The organism is Nonomuraea sp. NPDC052634 (assembly GCF_040678535.1).
GTDB classification, from domain to species: domain Bacteria; phylum Actinomycetota; class Actinomycetes; order Streptosporangiales; family Streptosporangiaceae; genus Nonomuraea; species Nonomuraea fastidiosa.
The window spans coordinates 17,579-39,214 of the sequence record NZ_JBFATY010000010.1 but is presented as its reverse complement, the minus strand read 5'-3'; the positions used below and the strand labels follow the sequence as shown (position 1 = coordinate 39,214).

The window sequence follows — 21,636 nt, the reverse complement described above, 5'->3', positions numbered from 1 at the left end:
ACCACGAATTCATTCATACGTCCGTCCAAGACGCTTGTATGATTCGGGGCATGGCGCAGACAACTCGCCCCACCGCGGGCCGACGCGAATGGCTCGGCCTCGCCGTACTGACGCTCCCTGTGATCTTGTTGTCCAACTCGATCACCATCCTGTTCCTGGCGGTCCCCTGGATCACCGCGGGACTCCGGCCCAGCGCCACCGAGCTGCTGTGGATCATGGACATCTACACGTTCGTGCTGGCCGGGCTGCTGATACCGATGGGCGCCCTGGGCGATCGCATCGGCCGGCGCCGGGTGCTGCTCGGCGGTGCGGTGGTCTTCGGCGTGGGCTCCGCCGCCGCGGCGTACGCCACCTCGCCCGAGCTGCTGATCGCCGCCCGGGTGCTGCTCGGCATCGGCGCCGCCACCCTCATGCCGTCCACGCTTGCGCTCATCAGGACGTTGTTCGTGGATCCCGGGCAACGCAAGATGGCGGTCGGCATCTGGACCGCCGGCTCCTCCGGCGGCGTGGTGCTCGGCCCGCCGCTGGGCGGCCTGCTGCTGGAGTACTTCTGGTGGGGGTCGGTCTTCCTGCTGAACGTGCCGTTCATGGCGCTGCTGCTGATCGCGGGTCCGCTGTTGCTGCCGGAGTCGCGAGATCCCAAGAAGGGCGGCTTCGACCTGCTCGGCGTCCTGCTGTCGCTGGCCGCCGTGCTGCCGCTCATCTACGGGCTCAAGCAGGTCGCGCTGGAGGAGCCGTCGATCTGGTCGGTCGGCGCGCTCGTCGCGGGCGTCGCCTTCGGCGTGGCCTTCGTCTACCAGCAGCGCCGCAAGGCCGACCCGATGGTCGACGTCGACCTCTTCCGCCGGCCGGTCTTCACGACGGCCGTGGGCGGCTACGCGCTGGTCATGTTCGCGCTGACCGGCGGCACCTACCTCGCGTCGCCGTACCTGCAGCAGGTGCTGGGCTTCAGCCCGCTGCCCGCGGCGCTGTGGCAGATGCCCGCCGGCGTAGGGGTGATCGTCGCCGCCGTGGTCGCCGGCTACCTCGCCCAGCGCCTGCGGCCCGGCCCCATCTTCGCCGCCGGCCCGCTCATCATGGCGGTCGGCCTGCTCATCATGTCGCAGGTCGAGGTGGACGCCGGGCTGGCGGCGCTGGTGCCGGGGATGATCCTGGTGGGCGCGGGCACCGGCATCGTGGCCACCGTCGCGGTGGACATCGTGCTGGGCAGCGTGCCGCCCGAGCGGTCCGCGCGGGCCTCCGCGCTGTCGGAGACCAGCCTGGAGCTCGGCACCGCCCTGGGCATCGCGCTCATGGGCCTCATCAGCACCGTCGTCTACAGCCGTACGCTGCTCGACACCACCCCGCAGGGGGTGCCGCAGGCCGAGACGGCGGCGGCGTCCGAGACCCTCGCGGCGGCGCTCGCCATCGCCGCCGAACTGCCGGGGGAGATCGGGGCGCAGCTCGCCGACGCCGCCAGGGCCGCGTTCACCCTCGGCATGCAGGTGCCGCTGTACGTGACCGCCGCGCTCATGCTGGCGCTGGGCGCCATCGCGCTGTTCGCGCTGCGCCGCGCCGACATCAAGCCCGCGGAGGCCGCCGAGGAGCCCGGCATGTCCGAGGCGCGTTGAGCCGCCGCTCACCTGCGGCGACGTGCGTTCCCCCGCAGATCGCCCCGGCCCCCCTACGTGGTTCGGCGGGCCGGGGCGAGGCCCATTAGGGGTTGATCTAGGGGGAACGTCCGCCTCTACCGTGGCCATCGTCGATCCGATCGCCGGCTAGGTGGAGGCACCATGCCCGAAGGCGCCAACCCGGCAGCCGATTACGAACTGGGGCTGCGCCTGCTCAACGCCCGCGCCACGCAGCGGGTGCTGGGCATCCTGGGCGACCCGTTCGCCCTGGTGCTGCGCGGCACCGATGATCCCTACCCGCTCTACGCCGCGATCCGCGAGCGCGGCCCGATCCACCGCAGCACCACCGGAAGCTGGGTGACCGCGGACCCGGACGTGGCGGCCGCGGCCCTGGCGGACCCGGTGTGGCGGATGTCGGGCCGGGACGGCTCGCCGGCCGCCGAGCAGCTTCTGCCCTTCTACGGGCACGGCACGCTGGGCGGCGAGGCCGATGAGCACGAGCGGCTGCGCCCCCACTGGCAGGCCCTGCTCGACCCGGAGCCGCTGGCCGCGCACCGCAAGACCGTCGAGCGGGAGTGCCTGGCCCGCCTCGACCGCGTCACCGGCGGCGACCTCATGACCGGCTACGCCTGGCCCGTCGCGACCGCCGCCACCGCCGCGCTGCTCGGGCTCCCCGCGGCGGACCTGCCGCGATACGCCGAGCTCTGCCAGGACGCCGCCGCGCTGCCCGACTCCCTGCTCGCCGCCCAGCCGCTCGCCCTCGTCCGCCGGATCGAGGACGCGGTGGCCGGGCTCGACGAGCTGTTCGGCGGCACGCCGGGGGAGGGGACCCACGACCCTGACAGGGCCGTACGGGTGCTGCTGTCCACCGCCGCCGTCCCGGCGACCGCCCACCTCATCGGCAACGCGGTCCGCGCGCTGCTGGCCGAGCCGGACGCGTGGCAGGCGCTGTCCCGCGACCCCGGGCTCGCGCCCGCCGCCGTGGCCGAGACGCTGCGCCACGACCCGCCGGTGCAGATGGAGGCACGGGTGGCCGCCGGACCCGCCGACCTGGCAGGCACCCGGCTGGAGCCCGGCAGCCACCTGGTGCTCGTCACCGCCGCCGCGGGCCGGGACGAGACCCGGCACCCGGAGCCCGGCCGCTTCCGCCTCGATCGGCAGGGCGAGCCGGAGCCGCTCGCCTTCGCCGGCGGCCTCCACCACCTCCCCGTCGCCCCGCTGGCCCGCGCCCAGGCCGAGGTGGCGCTGCGGATACTCGCCGAGACCCGGCCGGACGTGCGGCCGTCCGGCGCGCCGGTGTACCGGCGGCGCGCCCCCGTGGTGCGCGGCCCCGTCGAGCTGCCCGTGCTCGGGCTTGGAGAGACCTGATGCGTGTCCTGCTGACCTCGTTCGCCCTCGCCTCGCACTACAACTGCCTGGTGCCGCTCGGCTGGGCGCTGACCGCCGCCGGACACGAGGTCCGGGTGGCTAGCCAGCCGTCGCTGACCGACGCGATCACCGCGTCGGGGCTCGTCGCGGTCCCCGTCGGCACCGACCCGGAGCTCGAGGAGGTGCGCGAGCAGCCGGGCGCGGCCATGGGGCCGCCCCGGGTGCACGAGGACCGCGACGAGCCGGTCACCTGGGAGCAGGCGCTCGACTTCGACACGGTGATCGCGCCGCTGCTGCTCGCCGCCACCAACAACACCGAGATGGTGGACGAGCTGGTCCGCTTCGCCCGGAGCTGGCGGCCCGACCTGGTGATCTGGGAGCCGTTCACCCTGGCCGGCGCGATCGCGGCCGAGGCGTGCGGCGCGGTCCACGTACGGGCCCTGTGGGGCCTGGACGTGCTGGGCAGCGCCCGCCGCACCTTCCTCGAGCTGCGCGCCCAGCAGCCGAAGGCGCACTGGGAGGACCCGGTGGGGGAGTGGCTGACGCTGACCCTGGCCCGATACGGCCGCCCCTTCACCGAGGAGGCAGTCACCGGGCGGCTCACCATCGACACCACGATGCCCGCGAGCCTGCGCCTCCCCGTCGGGGTGCCGATCGTCGGCATGCGGACCCTGCCGTACAACGGCCGCTCCGTGCAGCCCGATTGGCTGGCCGAGCCGCCGAGCCGCCCCCGCGTGTGCTTCACGCTCGGCGGCACCGGCGCGGACTTCCTGCACGACTGGGCGCTCAGCCCGGCCGAGCTGGTACGGGCGGCGTCCGAACTCGACATCGAGGTGGTCGCCACGCTCGACGCCGAGCAGCGCGCCGGCCTCGGCGAGGTGCCGGACAACGTGCGCATCGTCGACTTCGTCCCCATGAACCTGCTCATGCCGACCTGCGCGGCGGTCGTGCACCACGGCGGCGCCGGCACGTTCAGCGCCGCGCTGCTCAACGGCGTGCCGCAGCTCATGATCGCCAACACCTGGGACCCTCCGGTCAAGGCCAAGCGGCTGGCCGCCATCGGCGCCGGCGCGTACATCCCGCCGCCCCGGCTCGACCCCCGCGGCTTCCGCGACACGCTGGCCGCGCTCGTACACGAGCCCGGACCGCGCGCCGCCGCCGAACGGCTCCGGCAGGAGATGCTCGCCGAGCCCACCCCCGCCGAGCTCGTCCCCCGCCTGGAACGCCTCGTCGCCGAGCACCGCGCCGGCGCGCCCGCGCAGGAGCCCGCCCTGGCCGAGGGGGCGCTGCGGTGAGCAGGACGGCCGCGACGACCCGGCGGCCCACCGCCAAGGGCACGGTGCCGTTCGGCGAGTACCGCACCTGGTACCGCGTGACCGGCGACCTGACGGGCGGCCGCCCGCCCCTGGTCGTGCTGCACGGCGGGCCCGGCAGCACCCACGACTACCTGCTGCCGCTCGCCGAGCTGAGCGACACCGGACAGCCGGTCATCCACTACGACCAGCTCGGCAACGGCGGCTCCACCCACCTGCCCGGCGAGGGCGCCGACTTCTGGACCGTGCGGCTCTTCCTCGACGAGCTGGACAACCTGCTCAAGCAACTGGGCGTGGCCGACGGCTACGTGCTCTTCGGCCACTCCTGGGGCGGCATGCTCGGCGCCGCGCACGCCGCCACCCGCCCCAGCGGGCTGCGCGGGCTGGTCATCGCCAACTCGCCCGCCTCGATGATCACCTGGCGGGCCGAGATGGAACGGCTGCGCGCCACCCTCCCGCCCGAGGTGCAGGAGACGCTCGCCCGCCACGAGGCCGCCGGCACCACCGCCACCCGCGAGTACTTCGACGCCATGCGCGTCTTCTTCGCCCGGTACGTCTGCCTGGTCGACCCGTGGCCGCGCGAGTATCAGGCGTCCTTCATGGAGATGCACAACAACCCGACCGTCTACTACACGATGAACGGGCCGACCGAGTTCCACGTCGTCGGCACGCTGCGCGACTGGTCGGTCGAAGAGCTGCTGCCCTCCATCGAGGTGCCCACCCTGATCATCTCAGGACGGCACGACGAGGCGACACCGGAGACCGTACGCCCGTTCGACGAGCTCATCCCGGACTCCCGCTGGGAGATCCTCGAGCACTCCAGCCACCTCCCGCACCTGGAGGAACCCGACCGGTTCAGGGAAGTGCTGCTGGCCTATCTCGCCACCGTCACCGGGACCCGACCGGGGACCCGCGCAAGCGACGCCGCGACAGGGAGTTGACGTGACCCGCATGTTCCCCGATCAGAACCCGGCCCGCATCGAGGGCCGCCGCCCGCGCGCCCTGGTGAGCGGCGTGGCATCGGACTCGCACACCTGGAACCTCGTCTATCTGCAGCTCGTCTGCGAAGAGGAGGGCCTGGACGTGGTCAACCTCGGCCCGTGCGTTCCCGACGAGCTGCTCGTCGCCGAATGCGTGGACCAGCGCCCCGACCTCGTGGTGCTCAGCACCGTCAACGGCCACGGCTACCGCGAGGGCCTGCGGGTCGTCCCCAAGCTGCGCGCCCGGCCCGAGCTGGCCGGCGTCCCCATCGTCATGGGCGGCCGCCTCGGCGTCACCGGACGCCGCGAAAAGGAGCTCGCCGATCAGCTCGAGGCGGCCGGCTGCGACCGCGTCTTCGACAGCGGCGGCCCCGAGGACATCGACGAGTTCAGGACGCTGGCCGCCGCGGTCACCTGGAAGGCGGACGACGCCGCCGCGCGCACGCCGGTCCAGTCCGGCTGAGCCCGCATGGCCGCTGGATTCGGCGGTTACGTGACCGCCACGGCCGCGGCCGGCGAGCTGGTGGTGCAGCCCCGCATGGGATTCGGCGACGTGGCGGCCATGCGCGCCGGGCTGCTCGCCACGAAACGCGCCCGCGCGGCCACCGCCGGCACGATCACCGTGGACAGCTACACCCGGGTCGGCGACCTGGGCTCGGCCGCCGCCGCGCTGGCCTCGGGCGCCGCGCTCAACGGCTACCCCCTGGTCAGCCACGGCGTCGTCGTCAACAGGGCGCTGCTGCACGGCGTCCGCGACGACGGCTTCCCCGTGCAGGTGCGGCACGGCTCCGCCAACCCGGTGAGGATCTTCGAGGCGCTGCTGGACGCCGGACTGGACGCCACCGAAGGCGGCCCGGTCTCCTACTGCCTGCCGTACAGCAGGATCCCGCTCAGCCAGGCGGTCGACCACTGGGCGCGCGGCTGCGAGCTGCTGGTCGCCCGCGGGCAGGAGGAGGGGCGCGAGCCGCACCTGGAGACGTTCGGCGGCTGCGTGCTCGGCCAGCTCTGCCCGCCCGGCCAGCTCGTCGCGCTCAGCGTCCTGGAGGGCCTGTTCTTCCAGGCGCACGGCCTGCGCGACATCTCGCTCAGCTACGCCCAGCAGACCAGCCCAGAGCAGGACGTCGAGGCGGTGCTCGCGCTGCGCGCGCTGGCCGAGGAGTTCCTGTCCGGCGTGCGCTGGCACGTCGTCGTCTACGCGTACATGGGCGTCTACCCCGAGACGCCGCGCGGCGCCGCCGCCCTGCTGACCTCCGCCGCCGAGCTGGCCGTGCGCACGGGCGCCGAGCGGCTCATCGTCAAGACCGAGGCGGAGTCCCAGCGCATCCCCACGATCGAGGAGAACGTCGCCGCGCTGGAGCTGGCCGGACGGGCGGCCCGCGCGGCCCGCCCCGCCGCGCCGCCGCCGCCCAGCACGGACTCGCAGGTGTACGCCGAGGCGCGGCGGCTCATCGAGGCCACCCTGGAGCTGCACGAGGACGTGGGCCGCGCGCTGCTGCGCGCGTTCAAGCTCGGCTACCTCGACATCCCCTACTGCCTGCACCCCGACAACAGGGGTGCCGCGCGCAGCCGCATCGACGCCGACGGCCGGCTGCTGTGGGCCGACGTCGGCGCGCTGCCGCTGGACGACCTGGCCGAACGCCACCGCCTGCGCCCGGTCGGCTCCGCCGAGCTGCTGCACGCGCTCCACTACGTCCAGCGCAAATTCGACGGCCTCGCATGAACGGCCGAAGCCCGCAGAATGTGGGGGCCGCGGGGATCACGAGCAGGGGTACTAGGGGTGGGGCAGGCAGGTCGGCCGCGGTTAGCGTGCCGGAGTGGACAACACATCGAGTCACGAGATCGCGATGGTCTTCCCAGGGATGGGGCCGACCGCGTACGCCGACATCGAGCGGTTCGCCACCGAGGTGCCGTCGGCGTGGCGGTTGTTCGCCGAGGCCGATGAAGCGCTCGGATACCCGGTGCTGGAGCGGTTCCGCGACACGGAGGGCGACTACTCCGAGTACGCCCAGGTGGCGTTCCTCGTCACCTGCCTGGCCCTGGCCGAGTGGGCCGAGCGCGAGGCGCTGCCCGCCCCGCCCGGGGTGTGCGCGGGGCCGAGCTTCGGCGGCAAGCCGGCCGCCGCGTACGCGGGGTCGCTGAGCTTCTCCGACGCGGTGTGGATGACCGCCCGGCTGGCCCGCTGCGTGGCCGACTACTTCAGCAGGGAGCACAGCGGCCTGGTCACCCACTCGTTCGTCCGCGTACAGCCCGACGTGGTGGAGGAGATGCTCGGCGAGCTGACCGCGCGCGGCCGCATCGCCGACGTCGCCTGCCGCGTCGACCGCGACTTCTTCATGATCACACTGTCCGCCGACGACCTGCCGGGGCTGGAGAAGGGCATCCGCGCCGCCGGCGGCCTGTCGCTCTACACGATGCGCCCGCCGATGCACTCACCGGCCTTCTCCTGGCTGCGCGAACGCGCGGAGAAGGAGGTGCTGGACGAGCTGGACTTCGCCGAGCCGCGGCTGCCGGTGATCTCCGACCACGACGGGTCGCCGCTGACCACCGGCGAGCAGGTGCGGAACCTGCTGCTCGACGGCTTCGTCAAGCAGATGCACTGGCCGGGGACGGTGGAGGCGCTGCGCGCCCACGGCGTGCGCACGGTCTGCGTGGCCGGGCCCGACGCCCTCTTCAGCCGGGTGCCCGCCACCACCAAGAACTTCACGGTGGTGCCGGTCGGCCCCAAGCGGCCGCTGCTCGCCGCCCGCAACAGTTGAGCCCCGCTCAGCGGTCGCTGAACGGGGCTCGGCGGCCGGTTGATCGCGGGGTCAGGAGACGGGACGGGCCGAGCTGAGCGCCGTCCACAACGCCCCGGGGGTGGCGAAGGTGTCAAGAACAAGTGCCTGCTCGTCGAACTGCACGGAGTAATCGGCTTCCAGCGCGCTCAGCAGTTCCACCGCGCCCATGGAATCCAATCCGAATTCCCGGAGGTTGGTGTCCGCGGTGAGCTCGTCGTCGGAAGACAGCAAGGGAAGTCGGTGCCGCAGCAACTCCTCGAACTTTTCATCCCACATGGCTCGCATTATGCCTCATATTCTCGCGCTGGGGAAAAGAAAATGGGCGAAGAAATTCAGCGGAACCTGCACGGGCGATTTCTGAACGGTCTCGCCGCCGCGCCGCAAGGAGCCGCGCTCCGCCTCGGCGGCCGCACGGTCACCTTCGAGGAGCTGCACGAGCTCGCCCTGCTGTGGGCCGGGTCGCTGCTCCACGCCGGCGTCACCGGACCGGTGGGGGTGCTCGCCGAGAAGGGCACCACCGCCTACGCCGGGCTGCTCGCGACCCTGTACGCCGGGACCACGGTGGTGCCGCTGCACGTCGGCTTCCCGCCCGACAGGACGGCGCGGATGATGTCGGCGGCCGGCGTCACCGCTGTGATCGCCGACGAGCGCGGCGCGCGCCTGCTGCCCGAGCTGCGCGAACGCGGCTTCTACGGCTCCGTGCTGCTGCCCGAGGGCGGCGGCGAAGGCAGCGTCGCGATCTCGGCCGCGCACGCCCTCGCGCAACCGGTCGCGGCGCCGCCCGACGCGCCCGCGTACATCCTGTTCACCTCGGGCTCCACCGGCAGGCCCAAGGGCGTGACGCTCACCCACGCCAACCTGACCCACTACTTCGGCGTGCTGGACGAACGCTACGACTTCACCCCCGGCGACGCCTTCTCGCAGACCTTCGACCTGACCTTCGACTGCGCCATCTTCGACCTGTTCTGCGCCTGGGGCGCGGGCGCACCCGCCGTGCCCGTGCCGCCCCGCGGCCACGCCGACCTGCCCGCCTTCCTGGACGACCACCAGGTCACCGTCTGGTTCTCCACGCCCAGCGGCATCAGCCTGGCCCGCCGGCTCGGCGCCCTGCGCCCCGGCGCGCTGCCCGGCCTGCGGTGGAGCTTCTTCGCCGGAGAGGCGCTGCGCTGCCAGGACGTCGAAGACTGGATCACGGCCGCGCCGCACGCCACCGTGGAGAACCTGTACGGCCCCACCGAGCTGACCGTCACCATCGCGGGCCACCGCTGGTCCGATGAGTCGGCCAAGCTCGCGGTCAACGGCGTCGTGCCGATCGGCGCCGTGCACCCGGGACACCAGGTGCTGCTCGTCACCGAGGACGGCGAGGTGACCGACGAGGAGGAAGGCGAGCTGTGCGTCGCAGGACCCCAGCTCACCCCCGGATACCTCGACCCGCGCGACGGCGAGGGCCGCTTCCTCCAGCACGACGGCCACACCTTCTACCGCACCGGCGACCGCGTACGGCGCCTTCCCGGCGACGAGCTCGCCTACCTGGGCAGACGCGACGCCCAGGTCCAGGTGCAGGGCTGGCGGGTCGAACTGGCCGAGATCGAGCACGCGCTGCTGGCCGCAGGAGACGGCGTCGCCGAGGCCGCCGCGGTAGGGGTGGACGGCCCCGCCGGAACGGAGCTGGTGGTCTTCTACACCGGCGAGCCGCGACCCCCCGTCGAGCTCGCCAACAGGCTGCGCCGGACACTGCCGCACGGCATGGTCCCCAAGCGATATCACCACCTCGGAGAACTGCCGCTCAACGCCAACCGCAAGGTCGACAGAAAGGCGCTCGCCGAACGCGCCGGCGAACTCCTGAGCCCCCACAATTAATTGGTCTTAGGGGGCGCATAGGGGTTAGTGCGGCTCCGAACTTTTCGTAGTTTGGTGGCGGCACCGAAAGGGTCAGAACGTACAAGCCCGGTGAGCTCAACGCTCCTCATATTCCTAGGTTGGTAATGGACAACGAAGAGAGACTTGTCAATTACCTGAAAAGAGCGACGGCGGATCTGCGGGAATCCCGGCGGCGGTTGCGCGCGGCCGAGGACCGCCTGCGCGAACTGGGCGCCGGCCCGGACGGCGCCGTGCCGATCGCGATCGTCGGCATGGCCTGCCGCTACCCAGGCGGGGTCACCACGCCCGAGGACCTGTGGCGGCTCATCACCGACGAGGTCGACGCCGTCACCCCCATGCCCGCCGACCGCGGCTGGGACATCGACGCCATCTACGACCCGGAGCGTGGCAAACCGGGCAAGACCTACACCCGCGAGGGCGGCTTCCTGCGCGACGTGGCCGGCTTCGAACCGGAGTTCTTCGGCATCAGCCCCAACGAGGCCACCGCCATGGACCCGCAGCAGCGGCTGCTGCTGGAGACCACGTGGGAGGCGGTCGAGCGCGCGGGCATCGACCCGACGGCGCTGCGCGGCAGCCGTACCGGCGTGTTCGTCGGCGTCATGTACGGCGACTACGGCTCACGCAGCGACCGGATACCCCGCGGCGTCCAGGGCTTCATCGCGCACGGCAGCCACCGCAGCGTCGCCTCCGGGCGCATCTCCTACCTGTACGGCTTCGAAGGACCCGCGGTCACCGTGGACACCGCCTGCTCCTCGTCGCTGGTGGCCCTCCACCTGGCGGCGCAGGCGCTGCGCGGCGGCGAGTGCGAGCTGGCCCTGGCCGGCGGCGCCACCGTGCTGTCCACCACCGAGCTGTTCGTCGACTCCGGCCGCCAGGGCGTGCTCTCGCCCGACGGCCGCTGCAAGTCCTTCGCCGCCGCGGCCGACGGGGTCGGCTGGGGCGAGGGCGTCGGCCTGCTGCTGCTCGAACGCCTCTCCGACGCCCAGCGCAACGGCCACCCCGTGCTCGCCGTCATCCGCGGCTCGGCCGTCAACCAGGACGGCGCGAGCAGCGGCCTGACCGCGCCGAACGGCCCCTCCCAGGAGCGGGTGATCGGCGCCGCGCTGTCGGCGGCCGGACTGTCGCCGTCGGACGTGGACGTCGTCGAAGGCCACGGATCCGGCACCAGGCTGGGCGACCCCATCGAGGCGCAGGCGCTCCTCGCCACGTACGGGCAGGGCCGCGACCGGCCCCTGTGGCTCGGCTCGGTCAAGTCCAACATCGGACACGCCCAGGCGGCCTCCGGCGCGGCAGGCGTCATCAAGATGGTGCTGGCCATGCGGCACGGCACGCTCCCGAAGACACTGCACGTGGACGCCCCCAGCCACGAGGTCGACTGGTCGGCCGGCAACGTGGAGCTGCTCACCGAGCCCCGGCCGTGGACGCGCGCCGGGCACCCGCGCAGGGCCGCCGTCTCCGCGTTCGGGGTCAGCGGCACCAACGCCCACGTCATCCTCGAAGAGGCCCCCGAGGAGACCACGGAGCCCTCGCCTGCCGAGGGCTCCCCGGCGCTGCCGATCGTGGTGTCGGCCAAGTCCGAGGCCGCGCTGCGCGCCCAGGCGGAACGGCTCGCCGGGTTCCTCACCGGTGACGGCGCCGACGCCGACCTGCCCGGCGTGACCTGGACGCTGACCCGCCGCGCGGCGCTCGCCCACCGCGCCGCCCTGGTGGCCCACGACAAGGACGGCCTGATCGCCGCGCTGCGCGGCCTGGCCGCCGGCGAGACCCCGCCCGGCGTCACAGTCGGAGAGGCCAGGAGCGGGCGGCTCGGCCTGGTGTTCTCCGGGCAGGGCGCGCAGCGGCCCGGCATGGGCCGCGGACTGTACGAGCGCTTCGGCGTGTTCGCGCGCGCCTTCGACGAAGCCTGCGAGCTGCTGCAAGCCGAACTCGCCGGGACGGATGTCGCAGCCGAGCTGGCCGGTGGACTGACCGTGCGCGACATCATCCTCGGCGACTCGGCCCCTGACGGGGTGCTGGATCAGACGGTGTTCGCGCAGGCCGGGTTGTTCGCTTTCGAGACTGCCTTGTTCCGGCTGCTGGAGTCGTTCGGTGTGCGGCCGGACTTCGTGGCCGGGCACTCGCTGGGTGAGATCACCGCCGCGCACGTCGCCGGGGTGCTGGATCTGGCGGATGCGTGCCGTCTGGTGGCCGCCCGCGGGCGGTTGATGCAGGCGTTGCCGGCCGGTGGTGCGATGGCCGCGATCGGCTGCGGTGAGGACGAGATCGCCTCCGTGCTGGCTCGTTACGATCAGGTGGCCATCGCTGCGGTGAACGCGCCGGGCGCGGTCGTGGTCTCCGGTGCCGCCGCTCAGGTCGATGAGGTGGTCGCGTGGGCGCGTGAGCAGGGGCATCGGACCCGACCGCTGCGGGTGTCGCATGCGTTCCACTCGCCGTTGATGGAGCCCATGCTGGCCGAGTTCGAGCAGGTCGTCGCCGGGCTGACGTTGCGTCGCCCGGAGCTCGCCGTGGTCTCGAACGTCTCCGGCGAGCTGGCGGGTGAGGAGGTCACCGAGCCTTCTTACTGGGTGGAGCATGTGCGCCGTCCGGTGCGGTTCGCTGACGGCGTCGAGGTCATGCGGCGGCGCGGCGTCACCCACTTCCTGGAGGCGGGTCCCGACGCCCAGCTCGCCCCCATGATCGAACAGACCCTCGCCGGTCACGATGCCCCGGTGGTGGCGCTGCTGCGCCGCGGCCGCGACGAGGTGGCCTACTTCGCCGAAGCGCTCGGCGCGGCCTGGGCCGGTGGCGTGAGCGTGGACTGGGCCGGCTGGTTCGCCGACCGCGAGACCCCGCCAAGTCCCGTCGCGCTGCCCACGTACCCGTTCCAGCGGCGTCGGTTCTGGCTCGAAGCTCACAAGTCGGGCGACGTGTCGGCGGCCGGGCAGTCGCCCGTCGAGCATGCGCTGCTCGCCGCCGCCGTGACCCACCCGGACGGGGCCGTCACCCTCACCGGGCAGCTGTCCCCGCGTACTCAGCCGTGGCTGGCCGACCACACGATGAACGGCACCGTGATCTTCCCGGGCACGGGCTTCGTGGAGCTGGCGCTCCGCGCCGGCGACGAGGTGGACTGCGGCAGGCTGGACGAGCTCGTCCTGGAGACCCCGCTGGTCATCCCCACCGGGGAGGACGCGGGCGGCGTGGCCGTCCAGGTCGCGGTCGCCGCCCCGGACGACGACGGCCGCCGTACCGTGGAGATCCACTCCGCCGACGGGGAGGGCTGGATCCGGCACGCGCAGGGCACCCTCGCCCCCGCCACTGCGGAAGGCGCCGACCTCACCGCGTGGCCGCCCCCCGGCGCGGTGGCCGTGGACATCGACGGGCTCGACGACCGGCTGGCCGAGCGCGGCTACGAATACGGCCCCACGTTCCGCGCGCTGCGCGCCGCCTGGCGCAAGGGCGAGGAGTTCTACGCCGAGGTGGCGCTGCCCGAAGGCGTGGACGCCACCGGCTACGACGCGCACCCCGCGCTGCTCGACGCCGCGCTGCGCGTGGGCCTGCTGCCCGAAGCGGACGAGAAGGCGAGCGAGAACGGGCGGCCGGTGGTCCCCTTCGCATGGCGCGGCGTCGAGCTGCACGCCACCGGCGCCGCCGCGGCACGGGTACGGCTGCGCCCCGCCGACGGCGCGGGAGCCGTACGGCTGGACCTCGCCGACGCGACGGGTGGCCCCCTGGCCACCGTGACGTCGCTCGAATCCCGCCCGCTCGCCGACTCCCTCCCGGCGGGCGGAGCGGCGGCGCTACCCCTGTACGAGGTGGAATGGCGCCCGCTGGCCACGCAGGACGGCGACCCGGCGGCACGGGACGCCGAGGTCCATCTGGCCTGGGACGACACCGGCACCGCCACCTCCGCGCCCGAGCGGGTACGCCGCACCGTGGCGGCCACGCTGGAGCGCGTACGGCGCTGGCTGGCCACCGACCCGTCAACCGACGACACCCTCGTGATCGTGACCAGGGGAGCGGTCGCCATCGGCGGCGCTGCCCCGGACATGGCGCAGGCGGCGGTCTGGGGACTGGCCAGGGCCGCCAGGGAGGAGAGCCAGGGGCGCATCGTCCTGATCGATTTGGACCCCGAGCAGGACCAGGACCGCTCCGTCATCGACTCGGCCACGGCCGCCGCGCTGCGCGCGGGAGAGCCGGAGATCGCCGTACGCGCGGGAAAGCCGCACATCCCCAGGCTCACCCGCCGCGCACCGGAGAACGGCGCCGCCGCATGGCCCGCCGAGGGCGCCACGCTGATCACCGGCGGCACCGGCGGCCTGGGCGCGCTGCTGGCCAGGCACCTGGTCACCGAGCACGGCGTACGGCACCTGGTGCTGACCAGCCGCCGCGGCCTCGACGCGCCCGGCGCGGCCGAGCTGCGCGACGAGCTCGCCGGGCTCGGCGCTGAGGTGACGGTGGCCGCCTGCGACGTGGCCGACCGCGCCGCGCTCGCGGCCCTCCTGGACGAAACCGCGCGGCGGCAGCCGCTCGCGGCCGTGGTGCACGCGGCGGGCGTGCTGGCCGACGGCACCATCCCGACCCTCGACGACGAGCGCCTGGCGCGGGTGCTGCAGCCCAAGGTGGACGGCGCGTGGCACCTCCACGAGCTGACCCGCGACCTGGACCTGCGCGCGTTCGTGCTGTTCTCCTCGACGACCGGGCTCATGGACGCGGCGGGACAGGGCAACTATGCCGCCGCCAACGCCGCCCTGGACGCGCTCGCCGCCGAGCGCGCCGCCGCCGGGCTCCCGGCGATCTCGATCGCCTGGGGCGCGTGGGAGGCGGAGAGCGGCATGGCCGGCCGGCTGGACGACCGCCAGACCGCCCGCCTCGCCGCCTCCGGCATGCGCCCGCTCACCGCCGAGGAGGGGCTCGCGCTGTTCGACGCGGCGCTCGCCGCCGGACATCCCGCGCCGGTCGCCTGCCGCCTGGACCTGGCCGCGCTGCGCGGCCGCGACACGGAACCGCCCGCGGTGCTGCGCGCGCTCGCCGGCCGCCGCCCCGCCCGCGCCGCCGCGGCGGGACCCGGCTCGCTGGCCGACCGGCTCGGCGCGATGTCCCCGGCCGAGCGGCGCGAGCTGCTGCTCGGCGTGGTACGCGCGGAGGCCGCCGGCGTGCTCGGCTACGGCTCGCCCGACGCGGTGCCGGTTGACCGGGCCTTCCAGGAGCTGGGCTTCGACTCGCTGTCCGGCGTGGAGCTGCGCAACAGGCTGGGCCGCAGGGTCGGCATGGCGCTCCCGGCGACCCTCGTCTTCGACCACCCGACGGTGACCGCGCTGGCCGGTTTCCTGGCCGACCGGTTCGGCGGCAAGCCGGAGCCCGCGCAGGCACCGGCTGCGGCGGCGGCCCCGGCCGGGACCGACCCGATCGTGATCGTCGGGCTCGCCTGCCGGTACCCGGGCGGCGTGCAGACGCCGGAGGACTTCTGGCGGCTGGTGACCGAGGGCGTCGACGCGGTGGGCGACTTCCCCGCCGACCGCGGCTGGGACCTCGGCTCGCTGTTCCACCCCGACCCCGAGCACGAGGGCACCTCGTACACGCGGCAGGCCGCCTTCCTGCACGGCGCCGCCGAGTTCGACCCGGACTTCTTCGGCATCAGCCCCCGCGAGGCGGCCGAGATGGACCCGCAGGAACGGCAGTTCCTGGAGGTCAGCTGGACCGCACTGGAGCGGGCCGGTATCGACCCGACGTCGCTGCGCGAGACCAGCGCCGGGGTGTTCGCCGGCGTGATGTACCACGACTACGTGCCCGCGGGCGCGGGCGGCGCGACGGTCTCCGGGCGCGTCTCCTACACGCTCGGCCTGCGCGGTCCCGCGATCAGCGTGGACACCGCCTGCTCGTCCTCGCTGGTGGCTTTGCACCTGGCCGCGGACGCGCTGCGGCGCGGCGAGTGCGACCTGGCCCTCGCCGGTGGCGTGACCGTGATGTCCACGCCGGGGGCGTTCATCGAGTTCTCCCGGCAGCGCGGCCTGGCCGCCGACGGCCGGTGCAAGGCGTTCTCCGAGGGCGCCGACGGCGTCGGCTGGGGCGAGGGCGTCGGCGTGCTGGTGGTCGAGCGGCTGTCGGATGCCCGCCGCCGCGGGCACCGGGTCCTGGCCGTCGTACGCGGCAGTGCCGTCAACCAGGACGGCGCCTCCAACGGCATCACCGCCCCCAACGGGCCTTCGCAGGAGCGGGTGATCGCGCAGGCGCTCGCGTCGGCGGGGATCGGCCCTGACCAGGTGGACGTGGTCGAAGGCCACGGCACCGGCACCTCCCTGGGCGACCCGATCGAGGCCCAAGCGCTGCTGGCGACCTACGGCCAGGACCGCAAGGAGCCGTTGTGGCTGGGCTCGGTGAAGTCGAACCTGGGCCACACGCAGGCGGCCGCCGGCGTGGCCGGTGTGATCAAGATGATCCTGGCCATGCAGCACGAGCTGCTGCCCAAGACCCTGCACGTGGACGCCCCGTCGTCGAAGGTGGACTGGTCCGCCGGAGCGGTGGAGCTGCTCACCGAGCCGAAGCCCTGGCCCAAGCAGGCCGATCGGCCGCGCCGCGCGGGCGTGTCCTCCTTCGGCATCTCCGGCACGAACGCCCACGTCATCATCGAGGAGCCGCCCGCCGAGGACGCCCCGGCGGAGGCAGGCCCGACGATCGTGGATGCGGGCAGCGCCGTGCTACCGGTGCTGGTCTCGGCCAAGACCGAGCCCGCGCTGCGCGCCCAGGCCGACCGGCTCGCCGCCTTCATGACCGAGCACGACGAGACCGGACTCCCCGAGATCGCCGCCGAGCTGACCCGCAGGGCCGGTCTGCCCAAGCGTGCCGCCGTACTGGGCGACTCCCGCGAGGCCGCGCTGGCCGGGCTGCGCGCGCTGGCCGCAGGGGAGCAGGACGCGGGGCTCGTCCGGGGCCAGGTGCACGAGGGCGCGGACCAGCCGGTGTTCGTCTTCCCCGGGCAGGGCGGCCAGTGGCCCGGCATGGCGCTCGAGCTGCTGGACTCCTCGCCCGCGTTCGCCGCCGCCCTCGACCGCTGCGCCGCCGAGATCGAGCGGCTGGTGGACTGGCGGGTGCGCGACGCGCTCGGCGACGCCGAACTGCTCGAACGCGTCGACGTGGTCCAGCCGGTGCTCTGGGCGGTCATGGTCGCGCTGGCCGAGACCTGGCGCGCCGCCGGAGTCGAACCGGCCGCCGTGGTCGGCCACTCCCAGGGCGAGATCGCCGCCGCCTGCGTGGCCGGGGCGCTGTCCCTCGCCGACGGCGCGCGGGTGGTGGTGCTGCGCTCCCGCGCGGTCGCCGAGCGCCTGTCCGGCCTGAACGGCGGCATGATGTCCGTGGCGCTGCCCGCGGAACGCATGCCCGAGCTGCTCGCCGACCACGGCGACGCGATCTCCGTGGCCGTGGTGAACGGCCCGGGATCGGTGGTGCTGGCCGGCGACTCCGACGCGCTGGACGCCCTGGAGGCCCGGCTGCGCGCCGACGGCACCCGCGTCAAGCGGCTGGCCGTGGACTACGCCTCCCACGGCGCGCAGGTGGAGGTGCTGCGCGAGCCGCTGCTGCGCGACCTCGCCGGGCTGCGCCCGCAGGCCGCCGCGGTGCCGTTCTACTCCACCGTGGAGGCGGCCGAGCTGGACACGACCGGGCTCGACGCCGAGTACTGGTACACGAACCTGCGCAGGACCGTACGGTTCGCCGAGACCACCCGGGCGCTGCTGGCCCGCGGACGCCGGCTCTTCCTGGAGATGAGCCCCCACCCGATGCTCACTCCCGCGATCGAGGAGACCGCCGCCGCCGACGGCGTGGACGTCACCGCGCTCGGCACGCTGCGCCGCGACGAGGGCGGCAGGTTCACCACGGCGCTGGCCGAGGCGTGGCTGCGCGGAGCACAGGTGGACTGGTCGAAGGTCCTGCCCGCCGCGCCGCGCGTCGACCTGCCCACCTACCCCTTCCAGCACGACAAGTACTGGAAGCCGAGCACGCTCGGCGGACCCGCCGGGCTCAGCGCCGCCGGCCTCGACGCCGCCGGCCACCCGCTGCTCGCCGCGGTGCTGGACGAGCCGGACGGCGACGGGCTGGTCTTCTCCGGCCGGCTGTCCGTCGCGGGCCAGCCGTGGCTCGCCGACCACCGCGTGGCCGAGCGGATCATGGTGCCCGGCGCGGCGCTGGTCGAGATGGCGCTGCACGCCGCCGACCGCGCCGGCTGCGACGTACTGGAAGAACTGATCCTGGAACGTCCGCTCGTGCTGCCCGACGACGGCGCGACCCGCGTACGCGTGGTGGTCGGCGCCGCCGAGGACGGCCACCGGCAGATCTCCGTGTACGCCGCCCCGGACGCGCCCGACGCGGAGACCCCCGTATGGACCAGGCACGCCACCGGCAGCCTGGCCAAGACGGCGGGCGAAGCCCCCGCCCCGCAGGGGACCGGCCCGGCCTGGCCCCCGGCGGACGCCCGGCCGGTGGACGTCAGCGACCTGTACGAGACCATGGCCGCCGGCGGCTACGGCTACGGCCCCGCCTTCCGCGGGCTGCGCCGTGCCTGGCGCAGCGGCGACGACGTCTACGCCGAGGTCGCCCTGCCCGAGCAGGCAGCCGGTGACGCGGACCGGTTCGGCATCCACCCGGCCCTGCTGGACGCCGCCCTGCACGCCGCCGGGCTCATCGACGGCGACGGCTCCGGCGCGCCCAAGCTCCCGTTCACCTGGCGCGGCGTGCGCCTGCACACCACCGGCGCCACCACGGCGCGGGTACGGCTGCGCGCCGCCGACGGCTCGGCCCCGGACCGCTACACCATCGAGCTGGCCGACTCCACGGGCGCCCCGATGGCCTCGGTGGACGCCATGGTGGTGCGGCCGATCACCGACGGCGAGCTGGCGGGCGCGGCGGTGCACGTCGCGCTGCCCCGGCTCACCTGGACGCCGCTGCCCCAGGCGGCGCAGGCCGCCGAAGCGGCGGCCCCGCAGACCCCGGGCATCGAGACGTTCCACGTGCCGCGAGACTCCGGCGAGGACCCGGCAGCCGCCGCGCACGCCGCGACCCGGGCCACCCTCGACGCGCTGCGCACATGGCTCGCCGCCGAGCAACAGGACGGCGCCCGGCTGGTCGTGATCGTGCGCCGCGCGGCGGCGGTCGTCCCGGGCGAGGACGTCGATCCCGCACACGCGGCGGCCGTCGGCCTGGTGCGCGCCGCCCAGGCCGAGCACCCCGACCGCATCGTCCTGCTCGACGCCGACGGCGAGGACCTGCCGTGGGCGGCGATCCGCACCGCGATCGACGCGGGCGAGCCGGAGCTCGCCGTACGCGCAGGGACGGTGCACGTGCCGCGCCTGGTGCGCGACACCGACGCGCTCGTCCCGCCGTCCGGGCCGTGGCGGCTGGCCACCACCGGCAAGGGCACGCTGTCCAACCTCGCGCTGCTGCCGGCACCCGAGGCGCTGCGCCCGCTGCGCCCCACCGAGGTACGGCTGGCGCCCCGCGTCGCCGGCATCAACTTCCACGACCTGGTCGTCGCCCTCGGCATGATCACCGAGGAGGACGACGGCCTGATCGGCGAGGCCGCGGGCGTGGTGCTGGAGGTCGGCTCCGCCGTCACCGACCTGCGGCCGGGCGACCGGGTGACCGGCCTGGTGGACGGCGGCGCGGGCAGCGTGGCGATCACCGACAGGCGGCTGCTCGTCCCGATGCCGCGCGGCTGGTCGTTCACGTCGGCCGCGGTGCTGCCGATCGTCAACCTCACCGCCTACTACGGCCTGGTGGACCTGGCCGGGGTGAGCGCGGGCGACCGGGTGCTGGTGCACGCGGGCGCCGGCGGCGTCGGCCTGGCCGCGATCCAGCTCGCCCAGCACCTGGGCGCGGAGGTCTTCGCGACCGCATCGCCCGCCAAGTGGCCGGTGCTGCGCGCGCTCGGCCTCGACGACGACCACCTGGCCTCCTCCAGGGACCTCGGCTTCCGCGACAAGTTCCTCGCCGTCACCGGCGGGAAGGGCATGGACGTCGTGCTCAACTCGCTGGCCAGGGAGTTCGTGGACGCCTCGCTGGAGCTGCTGCCGCGCGGCGGCCACTTCCTGGAGATGGGCAAGACCGACATCCGGCAGGCGGACGAGGTGGCCGCCGCCCACCCGGGCGTCGTCTACCGGGCGTACGACATGGTCGCCCAGTCCCGCACCGAGCATCCGGAGGGCACCCCGGAACGCGTCCAGGAGATCCTCGCCGAGGTCGTGCGCCTCTACGAGGAGGGCGTGCTGCGCTCCGCACCCGTCACCGTCTGGGACGCCCGGCGCGCCAGAGACGCCTTCCGGCACCTCCAGCAGGCCCGCCACGTCGGCAAGCTCGCACTGGCCGTGCCGCGCGACCCCGACCCGGACGGCACCGTGCTGATCACCGGCGGCACCGGCGTCATCGCCGGGCACGTCGCCCGCCACCTGGTGACCCGGTACGGCGCCCGGCACCTGCTGCTGGTCACCCGGCGCGGCGCCGACGCCCCCGGAGCCGCCGCCCTCCGCGACGAGCTGGCCGGGCTGGGCGCGTCCGTCCGCGTGGCGGCATGCGACGTGTCCGACCGCGACGCGCTCGCCGCGCTGCTCGACGGCATCCCCGCCGAGCATCCGCTGACCGGCGTGGTGCACGCCGCCGGCGTGCTCGACGACGCCACGATCGCCTCGCTCACCCCCGACCGGCTCGCGAAGGTGCTGCGCCCCAAGGCCGACAGCGCCTGGCACCTGCACGACCTGACCAGGGACGACGACCTCGCGCTGTTCGTCATGTTCTCCTCGGCGGCCGGCCTGCTCGGATCGCCGGGACAGGGCAACTACGCCGCGGGCAACGCCTTCCTGGACGCGCTCGCCCAGCACCGGCGCAACCTCGGCCTGCCCGGCCACTCGCTGGCCTGGGGCCTGTGGGCCGAGCGCAGCGCCATGACCGCCCACGTGGGCGCCGGCGAGTCCGCCCGGCTGTCCGCGAGCGGGCTGCGCGAGCTCGACACCGAGTCCGGCCTGCGCCGCTTCGACGCCGCTGTCTCCGGTGACGCCCCGGTGGTGCTCGCCGCGGACGTGGACGCCGACGCGCTGTCCGCCGGGCCCGTCCCGCCCGTGCTGCGCGAGCTGGTGACCGCGCCGTCGCGACGCCGCGCGGCGGCCGACACTCCGGCGGCGGAGGAGTCGCTGACCGACCGGCTGTCGGGGCTGCTACCCGCCGAGCAGCGCCGCATCCTCCTCGACCTGGTCCGCTCGCACGTCGCCGCGGTGCTCGGGCACTCCGGCGTCGAGGCGATCGGCCCCGACCGCGCCTTCGCCGAGCTGGGCTTCGACTCGCTGACCGCGGTCGAGCTGCGCAACCGGCTCGGCGCCGCCGCGGGGATGCGGCTCCCGGCGACGCTGATCTTCGACTACCCGAACCCTGAGGCGCTGGTCGAGTTCCTCCTGGAAGAGCTCGACCCGGAGCACGCCGATCCGGCGCGCGCCGTACTCGACGAGATCGAGCGGCTGGAGGCCACCATGGCCGAGCCGATCGCCGACGCCCCGCCCGAGCCCGCCGACGTGGAGGCCGTCGCGGCCCGGCTGGAGGCGCTGGCCCGCCGCTGGCGGGAGGCGCACGGCCGCGCCGGCGGCAACGGCGCCGCGCCCGGCCGGGTGGCGGACCTCGCGTCGGCTTCCGACGAGGAGCTGTTCGCGGTGCTGGACAGCGAGCTGGGCGGCTCGGACGCAACGTCCTGAACGAC

The 21,636-nt window shown here is 74.4% G+C and carries 10 protein-coding genes; 9 read left to right on the top strand and 1 reads right to left on the bottom strand.

The window, feature by feature from the left end; all coding sequences use genetic code 11:
- Positions 1–50: 50 nt before the first annotated feature.
- The 7 genes from AB0K67_RS31940 (at position 51) to AB0K67_RS31910 (ending at position 8,027) form a co-directional block, all read left to right on the top strand.
- Positions 51–1,610: an MFS transporter gene (locus AB0K67_RS31940; RefSeq protein ID WP_364067735.1), complete on the top strand. Its 1,560-nt coding sequence runs from the start codon at positions 51–53 to the stop codon at positions 1,608–1,610.
- 162 nt (positions 1,611–1,772) lie between these two features.
- Positions 1,773–2,978, top strand: a complete 1,206-nt coding sequence (locus tag AB0K67_RS31935) for a P450-derived glycosyltransferase activator (protein WP_364067733.1) — start codon at positions 1,773–1,775, stop codon at positions 2,976–2,978.
- The gene (locus tag AB0K67_RS31930) at positions 2,978–4,273 is read left to right on the top strand and encodes an activator-dependent family glycosyltransferase (RefSeq protein WP_364067731.1); all 1,296 of its coding nucleotides are present in this window, start codon (positions 2,978–2,980) and stop codon (positions 4,271–4,273) included. The genes AB0K67_RS31935 and AB0K67_RS31930 overlap by 1 nt, the downstream gene beginning before the upstream one ends.
- Positions 4,270–5,232 (top strand): proline iminopeptidase-family hydrolase, encoded by a 963-nt coding sequence (locus tag AB0K67_RS31925; RefSeq protein WP_364067729.1) that lies wholly within the window; start codon positions 4,270–4,272, stop codon positions 5,230–5,232. Before AB0K67_RS31930 ends, AB0K67_RS31925 begins: the two co-directional genes overlap by 4 nt.
- A 10-nt stretch (positions 5,233–5,242) precedes the next feature.
- Positions 5,243–5,734, top strand: a complete 492-nt coding sequence (locus AB0K67_RS31920; RefSeq protein ID WP_364068049.1) for a cobalamin B12-binding domain-containing protein — start codon at positions 5,243–5,245, stop codon at positions 5,732–5,734.
- A gap of 6 nt (positions 5,735–5,740) precedes the next feature.
- The gene (locus tag AB0K67_RS31915; protein WP_364067727.1) at positions 5,741–6,991 is read left to right on the top strand and encodes a methylaspartate mutase; all 1,251 of its coding nucleotides are present in this window, start codon (positions 5,741–5,743) and stop codon (positions 6,989–6,991) included.
- 94 nt (positions 6,992–7,085) lie between these two features.
- On the top strand, positions 7,086–8,027 hold the full coding sequence (locus tag AB0K67_RS31910; protein ID WP_364067725.1) for an ACP S-malonyltransferase: 942 nt from the start codon (positions 7,086–7,088) through the stop codon (positions 8,025–8,027).
- A gap of 51 nt (positions 8,028–8,078) precedes the next feature.
- Here AB0K67_RS31910 and AB0K67_RS31905 read toward each other — a convergent pair whose 3' ends face one another.
- Positions 8,079–8,324 carry an acyl carrier protein gene (locus AB0K67_RS31905; RefSeq protein WP_364067723.1) on the bottom strand — a complete coding sequence of 82 codons (246 nt, stop codon included), beginning with the start codon at positions 8,322–8,324 and terminating at the stop codon, positions 8,079–8,081.
- 42 nt (positions 8,325–8,366) lie between these two features.
- On the opposite strand from AB0K67_RS31905, the gene AB0K67_RS31900 reads away from it, so the two are divergent.
- Both AB0K67_RS31900 and AB0K67_RS31895 read left to right on the top strand, forming a co-directional pair.
- Complete coding sequence (locus AB0K67_RS31900; protein WP_364067721.1) at positions 8,367–9,908, top strand: AMP-binding protein; 1,542 nt, start codon at positions 8,367–8,369, stop codon at positions 9,906–9,908.
- 125 nt (positions 9,909–10,033) lie between these two features.
- Positions 10,034–21,631, top strand: a complete 11,598-nt coding sequence (locus tag AB0K67_RS31895; RefSeq protein ID WP_364067719.1) for an SDR family NAD(P)-dependent oxidoreductase — start codon at positions 10,034–10,036, stop codon at positions 21,629–21,631.
- Positions 21,632–21,636: the final 5 nt, after the last annotated feature.